Source organism: Streptomyces sp. NRRL B-24484 (genome assembly GCF_000717715.1).
Lineage (GTDB): Bacteria > Actinomycetota > Actinomycetes > Streptomycetales > Streptomycetaceae > Kitasatospora.
This window is the reverse complement of the sequence record NZ_JOAI01000013.1, coordinates 84,866-103,323: the sequence shown is the minus strand read 5'-3', so window position 1 is coordinate 103,323 and position 18,458 is coordinate 84,866. Positions and strand designations below refer to the sequence as shown.

Here is an 18,458-nt window from a genome sequence, read left to right as displayed (position 1 = left end):
GTCAGGACTCGTAGTCGCGGGCGTTCAGCAGCTCGTACGCGCGCTCCGGCTCGGCCAGCGCGGCGAGGACCTCGAACCGGCGGTGCCACTGGCCGACCGACCAGGCGAGTCCGGCCGCCAGCCCCTCCGGGGTGGCCGCGTGCAGCAGGCCCTGCACCGGCGGCACCTCGAACTCGTCGTCCTCGTCGCCCGCCTCGGCGTCCTCCGGTGCGTACGGCACCTCCGGCGTGCCGGCGGCCGCGTCCCAGCGCCAGTCGACGTGCGCCTCCTCGCCGTCCGGGCCGACGACCAGCAGCTCCTCGTGCTCCTCGTAGGCGGCCGGGCAGCCCGGCAGCAGCTCGCGGACCACGGCCGGCACCCGGTGCAGGACGCCGTCGGAGAGCACCCGGCCGCCCGCCACCTCGCTGGCCAGCGACACGTGCAGCCGCTCGGCGAGCGCCGCGGCCAGCTCGGGGGCGACCGGCAGCACCGGGTGGTCGTGCAGCAGCTCGACCAGGTCCGGGGCGTCGGCGACGACCGCCCGCGCGGCGTCCACGATCACCGTGGTGTCGGGACGGCGGCCGGTCTCCGGGTCCAGCGGGGCCAGCGCGCGGACGACGTCCAGCGGCTCGACCCGCTCGGCCGGCAGTGCGGCCAGCTGGGTGTGGATGCCGTGCAGCTGCCGGTGGGTCACCTCGGAGGCGTCGTCCACCAGGCGGTCCAGCAGCTCGTCCGGGCCGTGCGGCTCGGCGAGCAGTGCGGCCAGCGTGGTGCGCACCCCGAGGGCGTGCAGGAACTGCTCGTCCAGGTCGGTGCGGGCCTCGTCGTACAGGCCGCGCAGCAGCGGGTCGGCGCCGGCGGCGCGCAGGCCGGCCGGCTCCCGGCCGTCCAGCACCGGGTGGTCGCGCAGCCACCAGGCCGTGTACGGCGGCAGGTCGACGTAGCGGCCGTCCGGCAGCAGGGTGCGCACCGGGTTCACCACGGCGTCCCGGTACGGCGGGCGGGCCAGCACCTTCAGCGCCCGCGGCCAGGCGCCGTCGTCGACCAGGTCGAGGTCGCGGACGGCGAGCAGCTCGGCGGCGACCGGCGGCACGCCGATCTCCCCGCTGTCGTCGGCGTGCAGGGCCTCCAGGGCGTCCTCGCACCACTCGGCGAGGCCGTCCGGGGCCTCGTCGACCAGGCCGGTGGGGGCTCCGCCCGCGGCCCGGTCGGCCGGGACGGTCGGGTCGAGCCGCTCCAGGTCGTCCGGGTCGAGCACGACGTCCTCGGCGCGGACGAGCACGAAGCCGGCCAGCGCGCCGGCCGCGGCCAGCACCTCCGGCCCCCAGCGCTCCAGCAGGTCCTCGTCGACGTACGCGGCGTCGCCCTCGCGGGCCAAGTCGGCGAGCGGCGAGTCCGGGATGATCAGCTCGCCGGCGCGGGTCAGCTCGCCCTCGTCGTCCGGCAGGGCCAGGCGGGCCAGCCAGGGGTGGTCGCCGGGGGTGGCCTCGGCCGCCTTGACCAGGGCGAGCACCGCGTCCGCGAGGTCGACCGCGGCGTCGAAGTCGTCCTCGCCGACCTCCAGCGAGCGGGCGACCGCGGCCCGCACCTCCGGGGTGTCGAGCACCCCGGCCGGGGTCGCCGTCGCCGCGCCGAGCTTGGCCAGCAGCGGGTGGGCGGCCTCCGGGTGGGCGAGCCGCAGGTCGAGCAGGCCGAGCGCCTCCGCCAGCGAGTCCGGGTACCCCTCGTAGCCCGCCCAGTCCGCCGGGTCGGAGGGCAGCAGCACCCGGCGCGGGCCGGTCACCGTCCGGCCGTCCGCCAGCGGCACGGGCAGCGCGCCCAGGGCCTCCGGGTCGGCGCCGGCCAGCGCCGCGTACAGGTTGCGCCACCAGGCGGGCTCCCGCTCCAGGCCGCCGAGCTGGTCGACCACCTCGGCCAGCGGCACCCGGCGGACGTCCAGCGCCCGCAGCTCGGGGCGGCGCTCCAGCCCGGCCGGCAGCAGGCCGGGGAAGATCGGCGCCAGCGCGGAGACCACCGAGCCGTCGGCGCCCTCCAGCAGCGTGGCGTCGCGCGGCCGCAGCGCCGGGGTGCCCTCCTCGACCGGGCCCGGGTGCGGCAGGAAGGGCGTGCCGGGCAGCCGGTGAAGGATCGCGGCGCGCAGGGCGTTGTCCAGGGCGCCGTGGCCGAGCGGGCCGGGCACCAGGGAGAGCGAGCCGAGGTCGGCCCCGCGGGCCTTCAGCAGCTCGGCGTAGGCGTCCGCGGCCCGCTCGGTGAGGAAGTCGGTCAGCGGGCCCGGGGCGACGTGGCGCCGGGTGGAGTCCAGCGGGTAGCCGGCGATCAGCAGCGCGGGCACGCCGAGCGGCTCGTCGCTGGGTGTCGGCGCGTGCACCACCGCGGTGGTCCGCAGCGGCTGCGGCACGCCGGTGTCGGAGACCGGCACGGCCCAGACCACCGACCAGTAGGGCCGGGCGCGCTCCTCGGTCGTCCGGTCGGCCAGCAGCGCGGCGGCGACGGTGCCCTCGGCGCCGACCGTCTGCCAGACGGTGGCCCGGTCGCCGTCGGTGATGGTGACGGTGGTGATGCCGTCCGGGCGCGGGGCGTCCGCGGACCGGGTCAGCGTGCGGACGCCCTCCGGCGTCTCCACCACGATCTCGGCGAGGCCGGGCAGGGTCAGCAGCAGCGCGTCGTCGATCTCGGCGAGCAGGCGGCGGGTCAGGTCCTCGGCGGCGGCGTCCCGCAGCGGCAGCATCACCACGGTGTGGTAGCCGTCCGGGGCCGACCCCTCGGCCGGGAACGGCAGGCGCAGCAGCGGCACGTGGCCCTCGCGGCGGCGCAGTTCCTCGGCGAGCTGCGGGCGGGCGCCGACCAGCGCGGAGGCCTCGGAGAGCGACCAGCGGACGGACCCGTGGGCGGAGAGCACCGCGGGCTCGTCGGTGACCGCGAGCACGGCCGAGAAGCCGACGCCGAAGCGGCCGACGGTCGGGACGTCCTCGGGGCGCTTGGCCGAGGCGCGGAGGGTGGAGAGCGACTCCACCGCGGTGGGGTCCAGCGGGGCGCCGGTGTTGGCGGCGGCCAGCACGCCGTCCCGGAGGATCAGCCGCAGCCGGCCCGGGGCGGTGCCGTTGCGGGCGGCCGCGTCGGCGGCGTTCTGGGCGAGCTCGACGATCAGGCGGTCGCGGTAGCCGCCGAGGGCGAGCTCCTCCTCGGCGTTGGCGTCCTCCCGGAACCGTGCGGGCGCGGCCGTCCACGCGTCCAGGACACGGTGGCGCAGGCCCGCCGTGTCGAAGACGTCCGCCGCCTGCCCGTCCGTACCGCCGATGATCCGAGGCTCCACTGGCCCTGCCGCCTTCCGCCGTCCGCACCCTGCGTACGTCCGCATTCTCCCCTGCCGGACGGACAGTTCCGACCGCAGGGGACGGCGTACGCGGGGCGGGCGCCCGCTCCGTCAGGAGTGACCGAGCTCCTCGGTGGGGGCGTCGGGCTCGACGGAGCCGCCGGTGCGGTCGGGGTGGAGGGCGAGCGGCTCGACGACGGTCTCGTCGAGGATCAGCTCGGAGGGGGTGGGCGGGGCGGGCAGCACCGCGGCCTCGGAGTGGCCGCCGCAGCCGTAGCCGAGGGCCACCACCTGGCCGTCCGCGGGGCCGAACTCGTTGCCGCAGACGCCGAACGCCTGCCCGAGCGAGCCGCCGATCGGGATCAGGAAGCCGCAGGTGTCGCAGTTGGCCGGGGCGGCCTGCGCCATCGGCGTCTGCGGGCCGAAGGCCGAGTCCCAGCGCTCCGCGGCGAGGTGCAGGCCGAGCCGGGAGAGCACCCGGGGTCGGGCGAGCCCGAGCTCCTCGGCGACGGCGCCGATCCGGGCGCGGGCCGGGGCGGGCTGGACGTGCGGGTCGGTGAGGACGACGTCCTCGTCCGCGGCCTCGCTCATCGCGGAGTTGGGGGCGGGCTCGTCCTCGCCGCTCCAGCCGGGCTCCAGCCGGAGGTCGTCGGCGCCGGTGGGCAGCAGGTCGCCCGGGCCCATGTCGCCGGGCCGCAGCCGCTCGCTCCACGGCACCCACTGCGGGGCCAGCACGGCGTCGTCACCCGGCAGCAGCACGGCCTCGTCGAGGGTGACGTTCTTGGCGCGCGGGGCGCGGGCCACGGTGACCGCCCAGTGCCAGCCGCGGTAGGCGGCGTCGAGGCACTCGAAGGTGTGGGTGACCACGCGGTCGGCCTCGGCGCGGACGCCGAGGTGGGCGCCGACGGTCTCGGGTCCGACCATCTCGACGGCGGCCTGGCGGGCGAGTTCGACGGCCTCGGCACAGAGCCGGTCGGGGGTACGGCTTCGCATCGCAGCGCTCACGGCGTCGATTCTCTCCCAGTCCTGTTGTCCGGCGGCGGTCCCGCGCACGGCAGTGGCCGTCCGGGGGCGGTGCCCCGCCCGCCGAAGCTGTACGAGGGGCACTCCTTTTATTCTGCGCGACCCAGGTCCGTCCCCGGCACCGGCCGCGCCGCCCCGCCCGGTCCGTCCCACCCCGTGCGCGCGTAGTGCAGGCTACCCGTCGGTCGGCGTCCGGGCACAGTCCGGGGCGGCGCGCGGCGCTCCGAGGAACCCGCACCGGGTCACAGTCGTACCGCGGCTGATTCTCGGGCAGGATGGCGTATGTGGCGGACGAGACCCCCTCGCAACACGGCGTGGACGCTCCGCAGCCGGAGGGTCCCTCGGAGGTGAGGGCTGTGCCGCCGCCCGATCCGGCCGCCGACGCCGGGGCGGACGGCGGGCCGCTCCCGCCGAAGGCCGGCAGGCCGAAGAACGCGCTGGTCAGGGGTGCTTCCGCGGCGGGCGTGCGGACCGGCCGGATGGTGCACGGCACCGGCCGGCGGATCCGCCGGGCCACGTCGGCGGAGGGGGCGGGCGAGTCGGGGCTGGCGAAGCTGATCGAGCTGCACGCGCTGAACTCCTTCGGCGACATGCTCATCACCATCGCGCTGGCCTCCACCATCTTCTTCTCGGTGCCGACCGGCGAGGCCCGCGGCCGGGTGGCGCTCTACCTGCTGATCACCATGGCACCGTTCGCGCTGCTGGCCCCGGTGATCGGCCCGCTGCTGGACAAGCTGCCGCACGGCCGCCGTTCGGCGATGGCGATGTCGATGCTGGCGCGGGCGATCCTGGCCTGGACGATGGCCGGTTCGATCGCCGGAGGGGGGATCGCGCTCTATCCCGAAGCGCTGGGCGTGCTGGTGGCCTCCAAGTCGTACGGGGTGGTGCGCAGCGTGGTGGTGCCGCGGCTGCTGCCGCCGCAGTTGTCGCTGGTGAAGGCGAACTCGCGGGTGACGCTGGCCGGCCTGCTGGCGACGATGGTCGCGGCCGGGGTGGGCGGGCTGCTGCACCTCGCCGGTCCGGGGTGGCCGCTGCGCGGCGCGTTCCTGGTCTTCGTGATCGGCACGCTGATGGCGTTTCACCTGCCGCACAAGGTGGACTCGGCCAAGGGCGAGCAGCGTGCGGTGATGCACGCCGAGGGGCACGGCGCCCGGTCGTCGAAGGCGATCCTGCGGACGGTCGGCCCGTCGGTGATCCTCGCGCTGCGGGCGGTGTCCTCACTGCGCTGGCTGGTCGGCTTCCTGGTGATGTTCCTGGCGTTCCTGGTCCGCAAGGAGCCGGTGAGCGGCGTGCCGGAGACGGCGGCGCTGGGCATCGTGGCCGCGGCGGCGGGGGTGGGGAACGCGCTGGGTTCGGTGTTCGGCTCCTGGCTGAAGACCCGCGGCTCGGAGGCGACGGTGGCTGCCATGCTGCTGCTGGCAGCAGTGGCCTCGGCTGCGGCGGCGATCTGGTACAGCCTGCTGACGATCGCGGTGGTGGCGGCGGCCTCGGGCATGGCGGCCTCGCTGGGCAAGCTGGCGCTGGACGCGGTGATCCAGCGGGACGTGCCGGAGGCGGTGCGGACGTCCGCCTTCGCGCGGTCGGAGACGGTCCTTCAGCTGTGCTGGGTCGCGGGCGGCGTGGTCGGCATCTCGCTGCCGCTGAACGCCACGCTGGGCCTGGCGCTGGCGGCGGCGGTGATGACGGTGATGCTGCTGTGGACGCTGCGCTCGCTGTTCAAGGTGGGGCTGCGCGGGACGGCCGCTCGGCCACGGGTGGCATAGCCGCGGCGACTCGGCCACCCCCGCGTCGCGTGATCGCGAAAGCCCGGTAGCCTCTTGCCCATGAGCCTCAGCACCCGTGCAATCGCCGCCATCGGCGCCGTGGTCGTGATCGGCGCCGGCACGGTCGGCGGTTCCATCGCGTACGCCAACAGCCAGGGCAAGCCCGACTCGCACGTCGTGACCCTGACGGTCGGCCGTACGTCGATCACCTCGGCGCCGTTCTGCTACAACGACGGCAAGGCGCTGCCGCAGGACGTCCTCGCCAAGTGCCAGGTGGACGCGAAGAAGGCCCGCGAGGCCGACAAGCTGCCGTCGACCGACGTGCAGGCGAGCGACCGGGTCGGCGTGGGCGTGCCGCCGTCCGTCGCGGACCGCGGCTGGTTCGCCTTCACCGACGGCGGTGCGCAGGGCCAGACCCCGCTCGCGCAGGACACCCGCGGCACCACCTGGTCCGGCTCGGTGGCGGCCTCGCAGGTGCTGAACTCCTCGGGCACCACGACCGTGACGGTCGTCGAGGCCGACCAGAAGACCCAGGAGATCCTGGGCATCTGGTACTTCGACATGAAGACCCAGGACTGACCCTCCGGCGATGAGCCCCAGGTACGACGACGAGCAGTCCGGCCCCCCGGCCGGGCTGCTCGTCGTCGTCGCCGTCCAGGCGGAGGCCGATGCGGTGCGGCGCGGGATCGACCGCGCCGGCGGGGCGGGCGTGCCCGTCCGGGTGCTGGCGGGCGGGGTCGGCCCGGCCGCGGCGGCCGCGACGACGGCGGCGGCCCTGGCCTCCGGGCGGTTCCGGCTGGCGGTGTCGGCCGGCATCGCGGGCGGCTTCGCCCCGCACGCGCCGGTCGGGGCGACGGTGGTCGCCTCCGAGACGGTGGCGGCCGATCTCGGCGCGGAGACCCCGGAAGGCTTCCGGGACGTCACCGAGCTGGGTTTCGGCAGTGTGCGGCACCGCCCCTCGCCGGGGGCGGTCGCGCTGGCCTCGCAGGCCCTGGACGCCGTCGTGGGCCCGGTGCTGACCGTCTCCACGGTGACCGGGAGCGCCGAGCGGGCCGCCGCGCTGGCGGCCCGTCATCCGGGTGCGGCCGCGGAGGCGATGGAGGGCTTCGGCGTGGCCGAGGCCGCCGCCCGGTTCGGCCTGCCCGTCCTGGAGATCAGGACGGTGTCCAACCCCGTCGGCCCGCGGGACCGCGCTGCCTGGCGGATCGGCGAGGCGCTCGGGGCCCTGGAGCGGGCCTTCGCGGCGCTGCCGTACTCCGAACTGCTCCAGGAGGCCGCTGATGGCTGAGCCGCTGAAGGTCGCGTACTCGCCGTGCCCCAACGACACCTTCGTCTTCCACGCCTGGGCGCACGGCCTGGTGCCCGGCGCCGACGCGCCCGAGGTGCTGTTCGCCGACATCGACCTCACCAACGGCATCGCCGAGCGCGGCGAGCTCGACCTGCTGAAGATCAGCTACGGGCAGCTGCCCTGGGTGCTGGAGGAGTACGCGCTGCTGCCCTGCGGCGGGGCACTGGGCCGCGGCTGCGGCCCGCTGGTGCTGACCCGGGAGCCGGACGCCGACCTGACGGGCGGCACGGTGGCGGTGCCGAGCGAGCGCTCGACGGCCTACCTGCTGTTCCGGCTCTGGGCGGCGAAGGCCGTCCCCGGCGGCTTCGGGAAGATCGTCGTGATGCCGTTCCACGAGATCATGCCCGCGGTGCGGGACGGCCGGGTGGACGCCGGCCTGGTGATCCACGAGGCCCGCTTCACGTACGGCCGGTACGGGCTGCACAACCTGGCCGACATGGGCGAGGCCTGGGAGCGGGAGACCGGGCTGCCGATCCCGCTCGGCGCGATCGTCGCCCGTCGCTCGCTCGGTGCCGGCCGGCTGGAGGAGCTGGCCGACACCCTGCGCGCCTCGGTGCGGGCCGCCTGGGACGCCCCGGAGGCCTCCCGGGCGTACGTGCTGGAGCACGCGCAGGAGATGGACCCGGCGGTGGCCGACCAGCACATCGGGCTGTACGTCAACGCGTTCACCGAGGACCTCGGCGCGGAGGGGTACGCGGCGGTCGAGACGCTGCTCACCCGGGCCGCGGCCGAGGGGCTGGTGCCCCCGGTCGACCCGGGTGCGCTGCGCTTCTGAGGTCCCGACGCCCCGCGGGCGCCGGTCCGGTCAGACGTCGAACTGGTCCGCGACCGCCCGCAGCAGCACGGCGAGCTGCTGGCCGGCCGGCTTGGCGGGGTAACGGCCGCGCTGCAGGCCCGGCAGGACGGCGTCCAGCGTGGTGATCAGGTCCTGCACGATCGGTGCCATGTCGTCGGGGCTGCGGCGCTGGGCGGCGGCGACCGACGGCAGGGCGTCGAGCAGCGTGACACCCATCGCCTGGTCGCCGCGGTGGCCCGCGACGATCCCGAACTCGACGCGCTGGCCCGGCCTCAGCGTGGTGACCCCGGCGGGCAGCGCCTTGGTGTGGACGAAGACGTCGCCCCCGTCGTCGCGCGACAGGAAGCCGAATCCCTTCGTCTCGTTGAACCACTTGACCTGGCCGGTGGGCATCTCGAACTGTCCTCGTCGTGGGTGTGGGCGGGGCGGCGGTGGCCGGACCCCGTCGGGTGGACGCGAACCGACCACCCTACGCGGGCGGCCGGCGACGCACAGCGGATTAATGATCCCTCAGCCGCTCACTCCCGAGCGGCGCGTCCCGACGGGGGGCCGACCCGGCAGGGACGCGGCACGGCGCGATCCACGGTCGGACACCCCCAGGGACGAAGCGGGGTGATCGGCCACCCCGTGCGAGGGCTGCATACCCGGCCGGGCCCGCGGTCGAAACTTTGAGTCCCCGGGGAACTGCGGGCAGTGACGGAGAGCACGTGGCGGGCGGTCCGCGCGGCGGCCGGAGGGCGGACGGCACGCCCTAGGCTGGCGGTCATGGCTCTCACCGTCGGCTTCGACCTCGACATGACGCTGCTGGACACCAGGCCCGGGATCAAGGCCACCTACGACGCCCTCGCCGCCGAGACCGGCACCTGGATCGACAGCGAGCTGGCGGTCGGCCGGCTCGGTCCGCCGCTGCTGCACGAGCTCGCCAACTGGTTCCCGGCCGAGCGGCTGGACGAGATCGCCGACCGCTACCGCACGATGTACCGGGAGCACGCGCTGGCCGCGACCCTGGTACTGCCCGGCGCCCGGGAGTCGGTCGCCGCCGTCCGGGCCCGCGGCGGCCGGGTCGCGGTGATCACCGGCAAGTACGAGCCGAACGCGCGGCTGCACCTGGAGCACTCCGGCCTGGAGGCGGACGTCCTGGTCGGCGACCTGTGGGCGGAGACCAAGGGCGACGCGCTGCGCGAGCACGGCGCCGGCATCTACGTGGGCGACCACCTCGGCGACATCGTCGGCGCCCGGGCGGCGGGCGCCGTCGCGGTCGCGGTGGCCACCGGGCCCTACACCGCCGAGGAGCTCCGGGCGGCCGGCGCGGACGCCGTCCTGGACGACCTCACGGCCTTCCCGGCCTGGCTGGCGGACGCGCTGGAGTGACGTCTCCGGGGGCACCGCCCCCGGAGGGCGCGGTCCTGCGGCTCAGCCCCGGGCGCGGCGGCGCTCGGCGCGCGCGCTGGTGAGCAGACCGGCCAGCGACAGCAGGAAGCCGAGCGGCATCAGCATGCAGATCCAGTAGGCCGCGCTGGGCAACCTGGTCAGGTCGAAGAACAGCGGGACGAAGGTGACCAGGGTCGCGAGCGCACCGACGGCGAACACGATCGCCCCGGCGCGGACCAGGGCATCACCACGGTCGGCGGTCTGCTTGCTCACAGCGGGCTCCTCACAGCACGGACCCCATCAGTCTCCCAGCAATCCGCCCCCCGCCGTTCGGCGGGGGACGATTCAGCCTGCGCGCCGAGTCCTCCCAGGAATCTCCCAGCGATCCTTGACACTGAGACCGGAATCGGGGCGTACGGGGGAGCAGAGAATGGGACTCACCAGCCACAAAGTGCTGGCACTGTCCGCCCTGGTGGCGGTGGCGGCGATCGGGGGGACGGTCTGGCTCTGGCCCAAGCTGGCCCGGCGGAGCTGGACGGCCGTCCTGGCGCGGCTCGGCACCATCGTCGGCACGCAGCTCGCGGTGATGTGCACGATCGGCCTGCTGGCCAACAACTACTTCGCGTTCTACAGCAGCTGGGACGACCTGCTGGGCACCGGCGACAGCGGCCCGGTGACCATCCAGAACCGGCTGGACGGGCGGGCGCACGGGGTGCAGCGGCTGTCCGCGGAGAACGTCCGCGGCACCAACACCGTCGGGCGGGACGCGGCCCAGGTCGGCAAGCTGGAGCGGATCCGCATCCCCGGCGCGACCACCGGGCTGGCCACCGACGGCTACGTGTACCTGCCGCCGCAGTACTTCCAGCCGGAGTACAAGGACAAGCGCTTCCCCGCCGCGATCGCCATCACCGGCTTCCCCGGCGACGCCAAGAACCTGATCACCAAGCTGAACTACCCCGCCACCGAGCTGCAGCTGATCCGCGACGGCAAGACGAAGCCGACGGTGCTCGTGCTGATGCGGCCCTCGCCGGCGATGCCGCGGGACACCGAGTGCGAGGACGTGCCGGGCGGCCCGAAGGCGGCCACCTACTTCACCACCGACGTGCCGGCCGCGATCCGGGCCGCGTACCGGGTGACCGAGGGCCCCGGCAGCTGGGGAGTGATCGGCAACTCCACCGGCGGCTACTGCGCGCTCAAGCTGGCGCTGCGCAGCCCGGACGTGTTCTCCGCCGCGGTCTCGCTCTCCGGGTACTACAAGGCCGCCGAGGACGCCACGACCGGAGACCTCTTCGGCGGTGACGCCGGCCGCCGCCAGGACGCCGACCTGACCTGGCGGCTCACCCACCGGCCGCGTCCGGCGGTCTCGCTGCTCGTCGGCGGCAGCCGTGAGGGCGACGGCGACTACTACGGCGAGACCGAGAAGTTCGTGGCGGCCGCCAAGGGCGGGCAGACGAAGGTCTCCTCGATCACGCTGGACACCGGCGGCCACAACTTCAACACCTGGTCGCGGATGCTCCCGGCCTCGCTGGGCTGGCTGGGCGAACACCTCACCGACCCGCGCTGATCCCGGCCGCAACTGGTGACGGATCCTCAGGAGGATCGGGCATTTCGTTCATAATCGGACGCAGATGCCCGATCTCCGGGAGGTCCCGATGCCCCACCGGCCGACCCGCCGGGCCGTCCTGACCGCGCTCGCCGCGAGTGCCGGCGCCGTGCTGGCCGGATGCACCGGGCCCACCGTCCGCGGGGTGGCCCCCGCGCCCGCCGAGGCCGAGGGCTCGGCGGGCGGCAGCCCCAGCCCGCGGCCCACCCCCAGCACCACGGTGACCACCGCGACCGGGCCGGTCACCGTGCCCGGCGGGCCGGTCCGCGTGGTGGTGCTCGGAACCCCCGAGCTGGACTCGGCGATGACCCTGGGCATCACCCCGGTCGGCGCCACCCGCTCCGCCCTCGATGCGGGCCTGCCCGACTACTGGCCGGCCTCCCGCCTGGCGGAGATCGCCTACGTCGGCGACACCGGCAGCCCCGACCCCGCGCGGATCAGTGCGGTGGAGCCGCAGGTCGTCCTCGGCAGCGCGTCCCGGGACGGCGCGCACCTGGCCGAGCTGCAGCGGATCGCCCCGACCGTCTTCAGCCGGACCCCGGCCCCGCCCTGGAAGGACAACTTCCAGCTGCACGCGCAGACCCTGGGCCGGCAGGAGCAGGCCGCCGCCGTCACCGCCGAGTACCGCCGGCACGCCGAGCGCGCCACCCGGGCGATCCGGGACGCCGGCTCGGGGGGCCGGCGGATCAGCGTGCTGCGGTTCGTCGAGGGTCCGCCGCCCGGCATCCGCACCTACGGACGGCAGAGCTGGCTGGGCAGCGTCCTCGCGGACGTCGCCCTCGGCCGGCCGGACGTGCAGAACACCGACCAGGACGAGATCGACCTGCCGCTCGACCAGCTCGCCCGCGCCGACGCCGACTTCCTCTTCTACGCCACCTACGGGGACCCGGACCGGGCCGGGACGACGGCGGTGCTGCGCAGCCCGGCCTGGCTCGCGCTGGGCGCCGTCCGGGCGCACCGGACCTTCCCGGTGGAGGACGGGCTGTGGTTCCAGGGCGTCGGCTACACCGGCGCCAACCTGGTGCTCGGCGAGCTGCAGCGCTTCCTCGGCGGCTGAGCCCGCCGGTGCCCGGCCGCCCGGCGCCGGACGCTCAGTCGGCCGCTCAGTCGGCCGTCTTGCGGCGGCGCAGCGTCACCGCCAGGAGCGCGAGGGCGGTGATCACGGCGGCGGCCCGGAGCACGTCGGGTGCGGCCGTCCAGACCGCGTGGTTCATCGCCGCGCCCTCGGCGAGCGGCTGCCCCCAGCGGCCCTTGGTCCGGCCCCAGTACCAGACCGCGGAGCCGAACATGGTGGCCAGTGGGATGCCGAGCACCACGACCTTGCGGGCGAGGTCGGAGAACTGCCGGGAGAGGTAGGCGGCGCCCCAGCCGAGCAGCATCGCCAGCAGCTGGCCGGTGACCGCGCCGGCCAGCAGGGCTGCCGCGGCGAACAGCAGCAGCGGGGAGGGCCGGCGGCCGGCGAACAGCCCGGACGCCGCGGTCTTCGGGGCGGGGTCGGCCGCCGGCCCGGCGCTGCCGGGGGCCTTGCGGCCGCGTCCCTTCCGCAGCCCGACCGGGGCCGGCTCGGCGGGTGCCTCCGGTGCCGGGGCGGCCGCGGTGGCCTCGGCCCGCGGGGCGGGGAGGTCGGCGGCCGGCCGGCCGAGCAGGTCGACGCCGTCGGGGTACTCCACCACTTCCCAGCCGGGCAGGTTGAGGCCGGCACCGGGACCGCCCGTGAGCAGGCCCTCCGCGGGCGCCGGGCCGCCCGGTGCCGGGCCGCCCGGTGCGGCGCGCGGCGGCTCGGCCGCGGGCGCCCCGTCGGGCGCGTACACGCTCTGCTCGTCGGCCGGCGCAGCGGCGGCGGCGAGCCGCGGAGCGCCGATCGCCCGCCAGGGCTGTTCGGACCGCCACCACTCGCCGCCGGCTCCGCGGCCGCCCCGTCCGGCGCCGTCCGCCGCTCCGCCCGCCCCGCCGTCCGCCCCGACGTCCGCCATCGCCCGCACCCCGCTCGCTCACCGGCCCACCCACCGCTGACGGTACCGACTGGCGGGCCGCGCGGGCGAGAGGCGCCGCCGTTGCCGGGCGCGGGGCGGCCGCCTCCGGCCTCCCGGCCCTCGCCCGCGCCGGACGGGGCGGCGTCCGGCACTGGGCCCGGGCGAGGCAGGCGGACTAGTCTGGGTCGGATGACCACCCAGCAGAGCGGACCGTCCCGCGCCCGGGCAGCCGCCGCACCCCGCACGCTCGCCGAGGAGCTCCGCGCCCGCAGCGACGAGGCTCTCACCGGGCTGCTGCGCGCACGGCCCGACCTGCTGAACCCGGTGCCCGGAGACCTGACCCAGCTCGCCGCGCGGCTCTCCAGCCGGGCGTCGGCGCTGCGCGCGCTGGAACGCCTCGACCGTTTCACCCTGCAGGTCGCCGAGGCGCTCGCCGCCGCGCCGGACGGCAGCGGCGACACCGTCGTCCGCAATCTGCTGGCCGGCCCGGCGCGGGTGAAGCCGCACGCGGGTGCCGAGCCGGTGGACCGGGCCGCGGTCACCGCGGCACTGCCGGGGGCGCTGGAGACGCTCCGCGGCCGCGCACTGCTGTGGGGGCCGGACTCGGCGCTGCGGCTGGTGCTGGCCGTCCGGGAGGCGCTGGCGCCGAGCGCGGCCAACCCGGGTCGGACGGGGCTCGGACCGACGGTGGCGGAGGCGACCACCGGGATGTCGCCGGCCCGGCTGCAGGAACTGCTGGCCGGGGCCGGACTGCCGGCCACCCCCGACCCGGTGACCGCGGTGGCCGCCCTGGCCGGGCTGTTCACCGACCGCAAGCGCTGCGCGGCGCTGCTGGAGCAGGCGCCGCCGCCCGCGCTCGCGCTGCTGGAGCGGCTGGTCTGGGGCCCGCCGACCGGCACCCTGCCGGACGCGGCCCGCCCGGTCACCGCCGAGCAGGCGCACACCCCGCTGGAGTGGCTGCTCGCCCGCGGCCTGCTGCTGCCGTCCGGCCCCGGTTCGGTGGTGCTGCCCCGGGAGCTCGCCCTGCACCTGCGCGGCGGGCGCAGCCACCGGGCGGTGGAGCCTCGGCGGCCGGTCGTGGAGGCCGCCGCCGAACGGGACCCGGCCACCGCGGACGCCACGGCGGCCGGCCAGGCGTACACCGCGGTGCGTACCGTCGAGGAGCTGCTGGAGGGCTGGGGGCTGCAGCCGCCGCCCACCCTGCGGGCCGGCGGGCTCGGCGTCCGCGACCTCAAGCGGGCCGCGCTCGCGCTGGACTGTTCGGAGCCGGTCGCCGCTTTCTGGCTGGAACTCGCCTACGGTGCCGGTCTGCTCGCCCCCGACGCCGAGGCGGACGAGCACTGGGCGCCCACCCCCGCGTACGACGGCTGGCTGCAGGACTCGGTCGCCGAACGGTGGGAGGTGCTGGCCCGGGGCTGGCTGGCCGCGACCCGGGTGGCCGGGCTGACCGGCAGCCCGGACGCCAAGGGCAGGCCGCGGGCGGCGCTCGGCCCGGAGCTCGACCGCACCCTGGCACCGTCCGTCCGCCGGGCGGTGCTGGAGCTGCTCGCGGAGCTGGCGCCCGGCGGTGCGGCCGGGGCCGACCGGCTGCTGCCGGCCCTGCGCTGGCAGCGTCCGCTGCGCGGCGGCGCCACCGGGCCGGACGGCCGCGACCTGCGCGAGCACCTCACCGACTGGACGCTGCAGGAGGCCGAGCTGCTCGGCGTCACCGGCAGGGGCGCGCTCTGCGGGGCGGCCCGGGCCCTGCTGGCGGACGGCGACCCGTCGGCGGTGCTGGACCCGCTGCTGCCGCAGCCGCTGGACCACGTCATCCTGCAGCCCGACCTCACGGCGATCGCGCCCGGGCCGCTGCTCACCCCGCTCTCGCAGGCGCTGGCGCTCTGCGCGGACATCGAGTCCAAGGGCGGGGCGACGGTGTACCGCTTCACCCCGGAGTCCGTGCGGCGGGCGCTGGACGCCGGCCGGACGGCGTCCGACCTGCACGCCTTCCTCGCGCAGCACTCGCGGACGCCGGTGCCGCAGCCGCTCGCCTACCTGATCGACGACGTGGCGCGGCGGCACGGCGTGCTGCGGGTCGGGGCCGCCTCCTCGTACCTGCGCTGCGACGACCCGCAGTTGCTGAACGAGGTGCTGGCGGACCGCCGCGCCGCGGAGCTGCGGCTGCGGCTGCTGGCGCCGACGGTGGTGGCCGCGCAGGCTCCGCCGGACACGCTGCTCGCGGTGCTGCGGGCGATGGGCTACGCGCCGGCCGCGGAGTCCGCCGAGGGCGATGTGCTGATCACCCGTCCGGACAGCCGGCGCACCCCGCCGCGCAGTGCACCCGTCCCGGTGCCGGACGGGCCGCCGCGGCCGGACGGCGCGCTGCTCGGTGCGGCGGTGAAGGCGATCAGGGCCGGCGACCGGGCGGCCACCGCCGTCCGCCGGGAGACGGTGGCCGGGCCGGCCGCGCACCTGCCGCAGTCCGGCCCGGCCCGCACCGACCTGCGGCAGCTGCCGCGCAGCGCGGCCGCCGACACACTGGCCGCGCTGCAGACCGCGGTGCTGCTCGGCGAGCGGATGTGGATCGGCTACATCAACGCCGAGGGCATCGCCTCGCAGCGGGTGGTCGACCCGGTGAAGGTGGAGGGCGGCTTCGTCACCGCGTACGACCACCACGCGGACGAGGTCCGGACCTTCGCCCTGCACCGGATCACCGGGGTGGCGGAGGTCGACGAGCCGGCCTGAGCGCGGCGGGGCGCCGGGTCAGTGGCCCTGGGCGGCCTTGGCGTCCTGCTCGGCCTTCTGCTGCTTGGCCTGCTCCACGAAGGACTGCGGGTCGGGGATCTTGGGCTGCACCCCGGTCAGCAGACCGGTCGCGGTGAAGGCGGTGGCGCCCAGCAGGCCGCCGGGCTGGCCCATGTCGGCGACCTGGTCGAGGCCGGGCTCGGCGGCCTGGGCGGGGCTCGCGCCGAGGACGGTGGCGAAGGCCGCGCCGGAGAGGGCGAGACCGGCGAGGAGGCGGTTCGGCTTGTTCATGCCCTGACCAACGAGACCGCGGCCGCCCGGTCACCCGGCACCGCCCGGGTGCGGGACACTGGAAAGTCTGCGACACGACACACGGAGGGTTGCCCGCGTGAACGACGGACCGCTCATCGTCCAGAGCGACAAGACGCTTCTGCTGGAGATCGACCACCCGAGGGCGGCCGACTGCCGGCGCGTGATCGCCCCGTTCGCCGAGCTGGAGCGCGCCCCGGAGCACGTGCACACCTACCGGGTGACCCCGCTCGGCCTGTGGAACGCCCGGGCCGCCGGCCACGACGCCGAGCAGGTGGTGGACGCGCTGGTCAGCCACTCCCGCTACCCGGTGCCGCACGCCCTGCTGGTGGACATCGCCGACACCATGGCCCGCTACGGGCGGCTGCAGCTGCAGAAGCACCCGGTGCACGGCCTCGTCCTCTCCACCACCGACCGGCCGGTGCTGGAGGAGGTGCTCCGCTCCAAGAAGATCGCGCCGCTGGTCGGCGCCCGGCTCGACCCGGACACCGTGGTCGTGCACCCCTCGGAGCGCGGCCAGATCAAGCAGGTGCTGCTGAAGCTCGGCTGGCCCGCCGAGGACCACGCCGGGTACGTCGACGGCGAGGCCCACCCGATCGAGCTGGAGGAGGACGGCTGGCAGCTGCGCCCGTACCAGAAGCAGGCGGTCGAGGGCTTCTGGCACGGCGGCAGCGGCGTGGTGGTGCTGCCGTGCGGCGCGGGCAAGACGCTGGTCGGCGCGGCGGCGATGGCGGAGGCCAAGTCGACCACGCTGATCCTGGTCACCAACACCGTCTCGGCCCGGCAGTGGAAGCACGAGCTGGTGAAGCGCACCTCGCTCACCGAGGACGAGATCGGCGAGTACAGCGGCACCCGCAAGGAGATCCGGCCGGTCACCATCGCCACGTACCAGGTGATGACCACCCGGCGGAAGGGCGTCTACCCGCACCTGGAGCTGTTCGACGCCCGCAACTGGGGCCTGGTGGTGTACGACGAGGTGCACCTGCTGCCGGCCCCGGTCTTCAAGTTCACCGCCGACCTGCAGGCCCGCCGCCGGCTGGGGCTGACGGCGACGCTGGTCCGCGAGGACGGCCGGGAGGGCGACGTCTTCTCGCTGATCGGTCCCAAGCGCTTCGACGCGCCGTGGAAGGAGATCGAGGCGCAGGGCTACATCGCACCCGCGGACTGCGTCGAGGTGCGGGTGACGCTCTCCGACTCGGAGCGGCTCGCGTACGCGACGGCCGAGCCGGAGGAGCGGTACCGGTTCTGCTCCACCACGGCGACCAAGCGGCGGGTGGTGGAGTCGCTGGTCCGCAAGCACGAGAAGGACCAGACGCTGATCATCGGGCAGTACATCGACCAGCTGGACGAGCTGGGCGAGGCGCTCGACGCCCCGGTGATCAAGGGCGAGACGACCAACGCGCAGCGCGAGAAGCTGTTCGACGCGTTCCGGAACAAGGAGATCTCCGTGCTGGTGGTCTCCAAGGTGGCGAACTTCTCGATCGACCTGCCGGAGGCCACCGTGGCCATCCAGGTGTCGGGGACGTTCGGCTCCCGCCAGGAGGAGGCGCAGCGGCTCGGCCGGGTGCTGCGGCCCAAGGCGGACGGGCACATGGCGCACTTCTACTCGGTCGTCGCCCGGGACACCGTGGACCAGGACTTCGCGGCGCACCGGCAGCGCTTCCTGGCCGAGCAGGGCTACGCGTACCGGATCGTCGACGCGGACGACATCTGAGGCGCGGCGGCTCGGCCTGCGGCCGGGCTCCGGGCCGGTTTCCGGGTACGGTCCGGGGTCGGGCCCGGGGTCAGTAGGAGACGCCGTCGCGGCCGAGGAAGACCACCCGGGCGGCGGTGTCGAGCATGATGCCGACGTTGCGGACGGCCTTCGCCACCGGGCCGCGGTGGCGGTGGTCGTCCTGGTCGGGGCGGTCGGCGGAGCGGCGGTCGGCTGTGGGCTGTGTTCTGTTCCTCATGCTTCCACCGTAGGTTTTCGGCCATTCGGGCGCATCGGTCCGAAGTCCGTCTCCGCGGGTCCCGGACGTCGTCCTCCAGGTGTAGGGCGACCCCGAGGATCGGCGGTGGCGACCCTGAGACCGGCACCGGGCCGGAAGTGTGCGAAATGATTGGTGCGGCCGCCGGGAGCGGTCTATGATCGCCGGTCTGCCCCTCCCGAACCGTGGTGCCCCGTCGTGCGGCAGCCGGGGGAGGTCCGGCCGGTCGGCAACCGGCCGGTGCCCTTCTGCCGTGAGCTACCACCACGAGTCCGCTGCCCCCGCG

The 18,458-nt window shown here is 75.9% G+C and carries 16 protein-coding genes; 9 read left to right on the top strand and 7 right to left on the bottom strand.

Annotated elements, in window-relative coordinates:
- Position 1: 1 nt before the first annotated feature.
- Entirely contained in the window at positions 2–3,292 is a 3,291-nt protein-coding gene (locus tag IE98_RS0114425) for a sacsin N-terminal ATP-binding-like domain-containing protein (RefSeq protein ID WP_030268874.1), read from the bottom strand.
- 111 nt (positions 3,293–3,403) lie between these two features.
- Entirely contained in the window at positions 3,404–4,285 is an 882-nt protein-coding gene (locus IE98_RS0114420) for a DUF3027 domain-containing protein (protein WP_030268873.1), read from the bottom strand.
- Positions 4,286–4,794: 509 nt separating this feature from the next.
- Between IE98_RS0114420 and IE98_RS0114415 the strand changes: the two genes are divergently transcribed.
- From IE98_RS0114415 to IE98_RS0114400, 4 genes are read left to right on the top strand one after another with little or no spacing between them, the layout of a single operon-like run.
- Positions 4,795–6,078: an MFS transporter gene (locus IE98_RS0114415; protein ID WP_234443542.1), complete on the top strand. Its 1,284-nt coding sequence runs from the start codon at positions 4,795–4,797 to the stop codon at positions 6,076–6,078.
- Between the two features lie 60 nt (positions 6,079–6,138).
- The gene (locus IE98_RS44585) at positions 6,139–6,657 is read left to right on the top strand and encodes a DUF2771 family protein (protein ID WP_030268869.1); all 519 of its coding nucleotides are present in this window, start codon (positions 6,139–6,141) and stop codon (positions 6,655–6,657) included.
- Between the two features lie 10 nt (positions 6,658–6,667).
- On the top strand, positions 6,668–7,366 hold the full coding sequence (locus IE98_RS0114405; RefSeq protein ID WP_030268868.1) for a futalosine hydrolase: 699 nt from the start codon (positions 6,668–6,670) through the stop codon (positions 7,364–7,366).
- On the top strand, positions 7,359–8,201 hold the full coding sequence (locus IE98_RS0114400) for a 1,4-dihydroxy-6-naphthoate synthase (RefSeq protein WP_030268865.1): 843 nt from the start codon (positions 7,359–7,361) through the stop codon (positions 8,199–8,201). The genes IE98_RS0114405 and IE98_RS0114400 overlap by 8 nt, the downstream gene beginning before the upstream one ends.
- A 30-nt stretch (positions 8,202–8,231) precedes the next feature.
- Here IE98_RS0114400 and IE98_RS52250 read toward each other — a convergent pair whose 3' ends face one another.
- On the bottom strand, positions 8,232–8,615 hold the full coding sequence (locus IE98_RS52250; RefSeq protein WP_030268863.1) for a cold-shock protein: 384 nt from the start codon (positions 8,613–8,615) through the stop codon (positions 8,232–8,234).
- A gap of 372 nt (positions 8,616–8,987) precedes the next feature.
- On the opposite strand from IE98_RS52250, the gene IE98_RS0114390 reads away from it, so the two are divergent.
- Positions 8,988–9,593: an HAD family hydrolase gene (locus IE98_RS0114390; RefSeq protein ID WP_030268861.1), complete on the top strand. Its 606-nt coding sequence runs from the start codon at positions 8,988–8,990 to the stop codon at positions 9,591–9,593.
- Between the two features lie 42 nt (positions 9,594–9,635).
- Here IE98_RS0114390 and IE98_RS0114385 read toward each other — a convergent pair whose 3' ends face one another.
- Positions 9,636–9,866 (bottom strand): hypothetical protein, encoded by a 231-nt coding sequence (locus IE98_RS0114385; protein ID WP_030268860.1) that lies wholly within the window; start codon positions 9,864–9,866, stop codon positions 9,636–9,638.
- A gap of 157 nt (positions 9,867–10,023) precedes the next feature.
- Between IE98_RS0114385 and IE98_RS0114380 the strand changes: the two genes are divergently transcribed.
- Complete coding sequence (locus IE98_RS0114380; protein WP_030268859.1) at positions 10,024–11,157, top strand: alpha/beta hydrolase; 1,134 nt, start codon at positions 10,024–10,026, stop codon at positions 11,155–11,157.
- 64 nt (positions 11,158–11,221) lie between these two features.
- Positions 11,222–12,253, top strand: a complete 1,032-nt coding sequence (locus IE98_RS0114375; protein WP_052390508.1) for an iron-siderophore ABC transporter substrate-binding protein — start codon at positions 11,222–11,224, stop codon at positions 12,251–12,253.
- A 46-nt stretch (positions 12,254–12,299) separates the two neighbouring features.
- Here IE98_RS0114375 and IE98_RS44580 read toward each other — a convergent pair whose 3' ends face one another.
- A complete protein-coding gene (locus IE98_RS44580) occupies positions 12,300–13,169 on the bottom strand; it encodes a hypothetical protein (RefSeq protein ID WP_052390507.1) in 870 nt (289 codons plus the stop codon).
- Between the two features lie 189 nt (positions 13,170–13,358).
- Here IE98_RS44580 and IE98_RS0114365 point away from each other — a divergent pair, with 189 nt between their 5' ends.
- Positions 13,359–15,893, top strand: coding sequence for a helicase-associated domain-containing protein (locus IE98_RS0114365; protein WP_030268855.1), 2,535 nt, complete (start codon positions 13,359–13,361; stop codon positions 15,891–15,893).
- 18 nt (positions 15,894–15,911) lie between these two features.
- On the opposite strand, the gene IE98_RS0114360 is transcribed toward IE98_RS0114365, so the two are convergent.
- Complete coding sequence (locus IE98_RS0114360) at positions 15,912–16,184, bottom strand: hypothetical protein (RefSeq protein ID WP_030268854.1); 273 nt, start codon at positions 16,182–16,184, stop codon at positions 15,912–15,914.
- A gap of 97 nt (positions 16,185–16,281) precedes the next feature.
- On the opposite strand from IE98_RS0114360, the gene IE98_RS0114355 reads away from it, so the two are divergent.
- Positions 16,282–17,916, top strand: coding sequence for a DNA repair helicase XPB (locus IE98_RS0114355; protein WP_030268852.1), 1,635 nt, complete (start codon positions 16,282–16,284; stop codon positions 17,914–17,916).
- A 70-nt stretch (positions 17,917–17,986) separates the two neighbouring features.
- Here IE98_RS0114355 and IE98_RS49060 read toward each other — a convergent pair whose 3' ends face one another.
- Positions 17,987–18,154, bottom strand: a complete 168-nt coding sequence (locus IE98_RS49060) for a hypothetical protein (RefSeq protein ID WP_159400913.1) — start codon at positions 18,152–18,154, stop codon at positions 17,987–17,989.
- Between the last annotated feature and the right edge of the window lie 304 nt (positions 18,155–18,458).

Excerpts from the sequence above, each read along its gene's own strand:
- IE98_RS44585 (WP_030268869.1), top strand. The coding sequence starts at position 6,139 with ATGAGCCTCAGCACCCGTGCAATCGCCGCCATCGGCGCCGTGGTCGTG.
- IE98_RS49060 (WP_159400913.1), bottom strand. The coding sequence starts at position 18,154 with ATGAGGAACAGAACACAGCCCACAGCCGACCGCCGCTCCGCCGACCGC.
- IE98_RS0114420 (WP_030268873.1), bottom strand. The coding sequence starts at position 4,285 with ATGCGAAGCCGTACCCCCGACCGGCTCTGTGCCGAGGCCGTCGAACTC.
- IE98_RS44580 (WP_052390507.1), bottom strand. The coding sequence starts at position 13,169 with ATGGCGGACGTCGGGGCGGACGGCGGGGCGGGCGGAGCGGCGGACGGC.
- IE98_RS0114365 (WP_030268855.1), top strand. The coding sequence starts at position 13,359 with ATGACCACCCAGCAGAGCGGACCGTCCCGCGCCCGGGCAGCCGCCGCA.
- IE98_RS52250 (WP_030268863.1), bottom strand. The coding sequence starts at position 8,615 with ATGCCCACCGGCCAGGTCAAGTGGTTCAACGAGACGAAGGGATTCGGC.
- IE98_RS0114400 (WP_030268865.1), top strand. The coding sequence starts at position 7,359 with ATGGCTGAGCCGCTGAAGGTCGCGTACTCGCCGTGCCCCAACGACACC.
- IE98_RS0114390 (WP_030268861.1), top strand. The coding sequence starts at position 8,988 with ATGGCTCTCACCGTCGGCTTCGACCTCGACATGACGCTGCTGGACACC.
- IE98_RS0114360 (WP_030268854.1), bottom strand. The coding sequence starts at position 16,184 with ATGAACAAGCCGAACCGCCTCCTCGCCGGTCTCGCCCTCTCCGGCGCG.
- IE98_RS0114405 (WP_030268868.1), top strand. The coding sequence starts at position 6,668 with ATGAGCCCCAGGTACGACGACGAGCAGTCCGGCCCCCCGGCCGGGCTG.
- IE98_RS0114415 (WP_234443542.1), top strand. The coding sequence starts at position 4,795 with ATGGTGCACGGCACCGGCCGGCGGATCCGCCGGGCCACGTCGGCGGAG.
- IE98_RS0114375 (WP_052390508.1), top strand. The coding sequence starts at position 11,222 with ATGCCCGATCTCCGGGAGGTCCCGATGCCCCACCGGCCGACCCGCCGG.
- IE98_RS0114380 (WP_030268859.1), top strand. The coding sequence starts at position 10,024 with ATGGGACTCACCAGCCACAAAGTGCTGGCACTGTCCGCCCTGGTGGCG.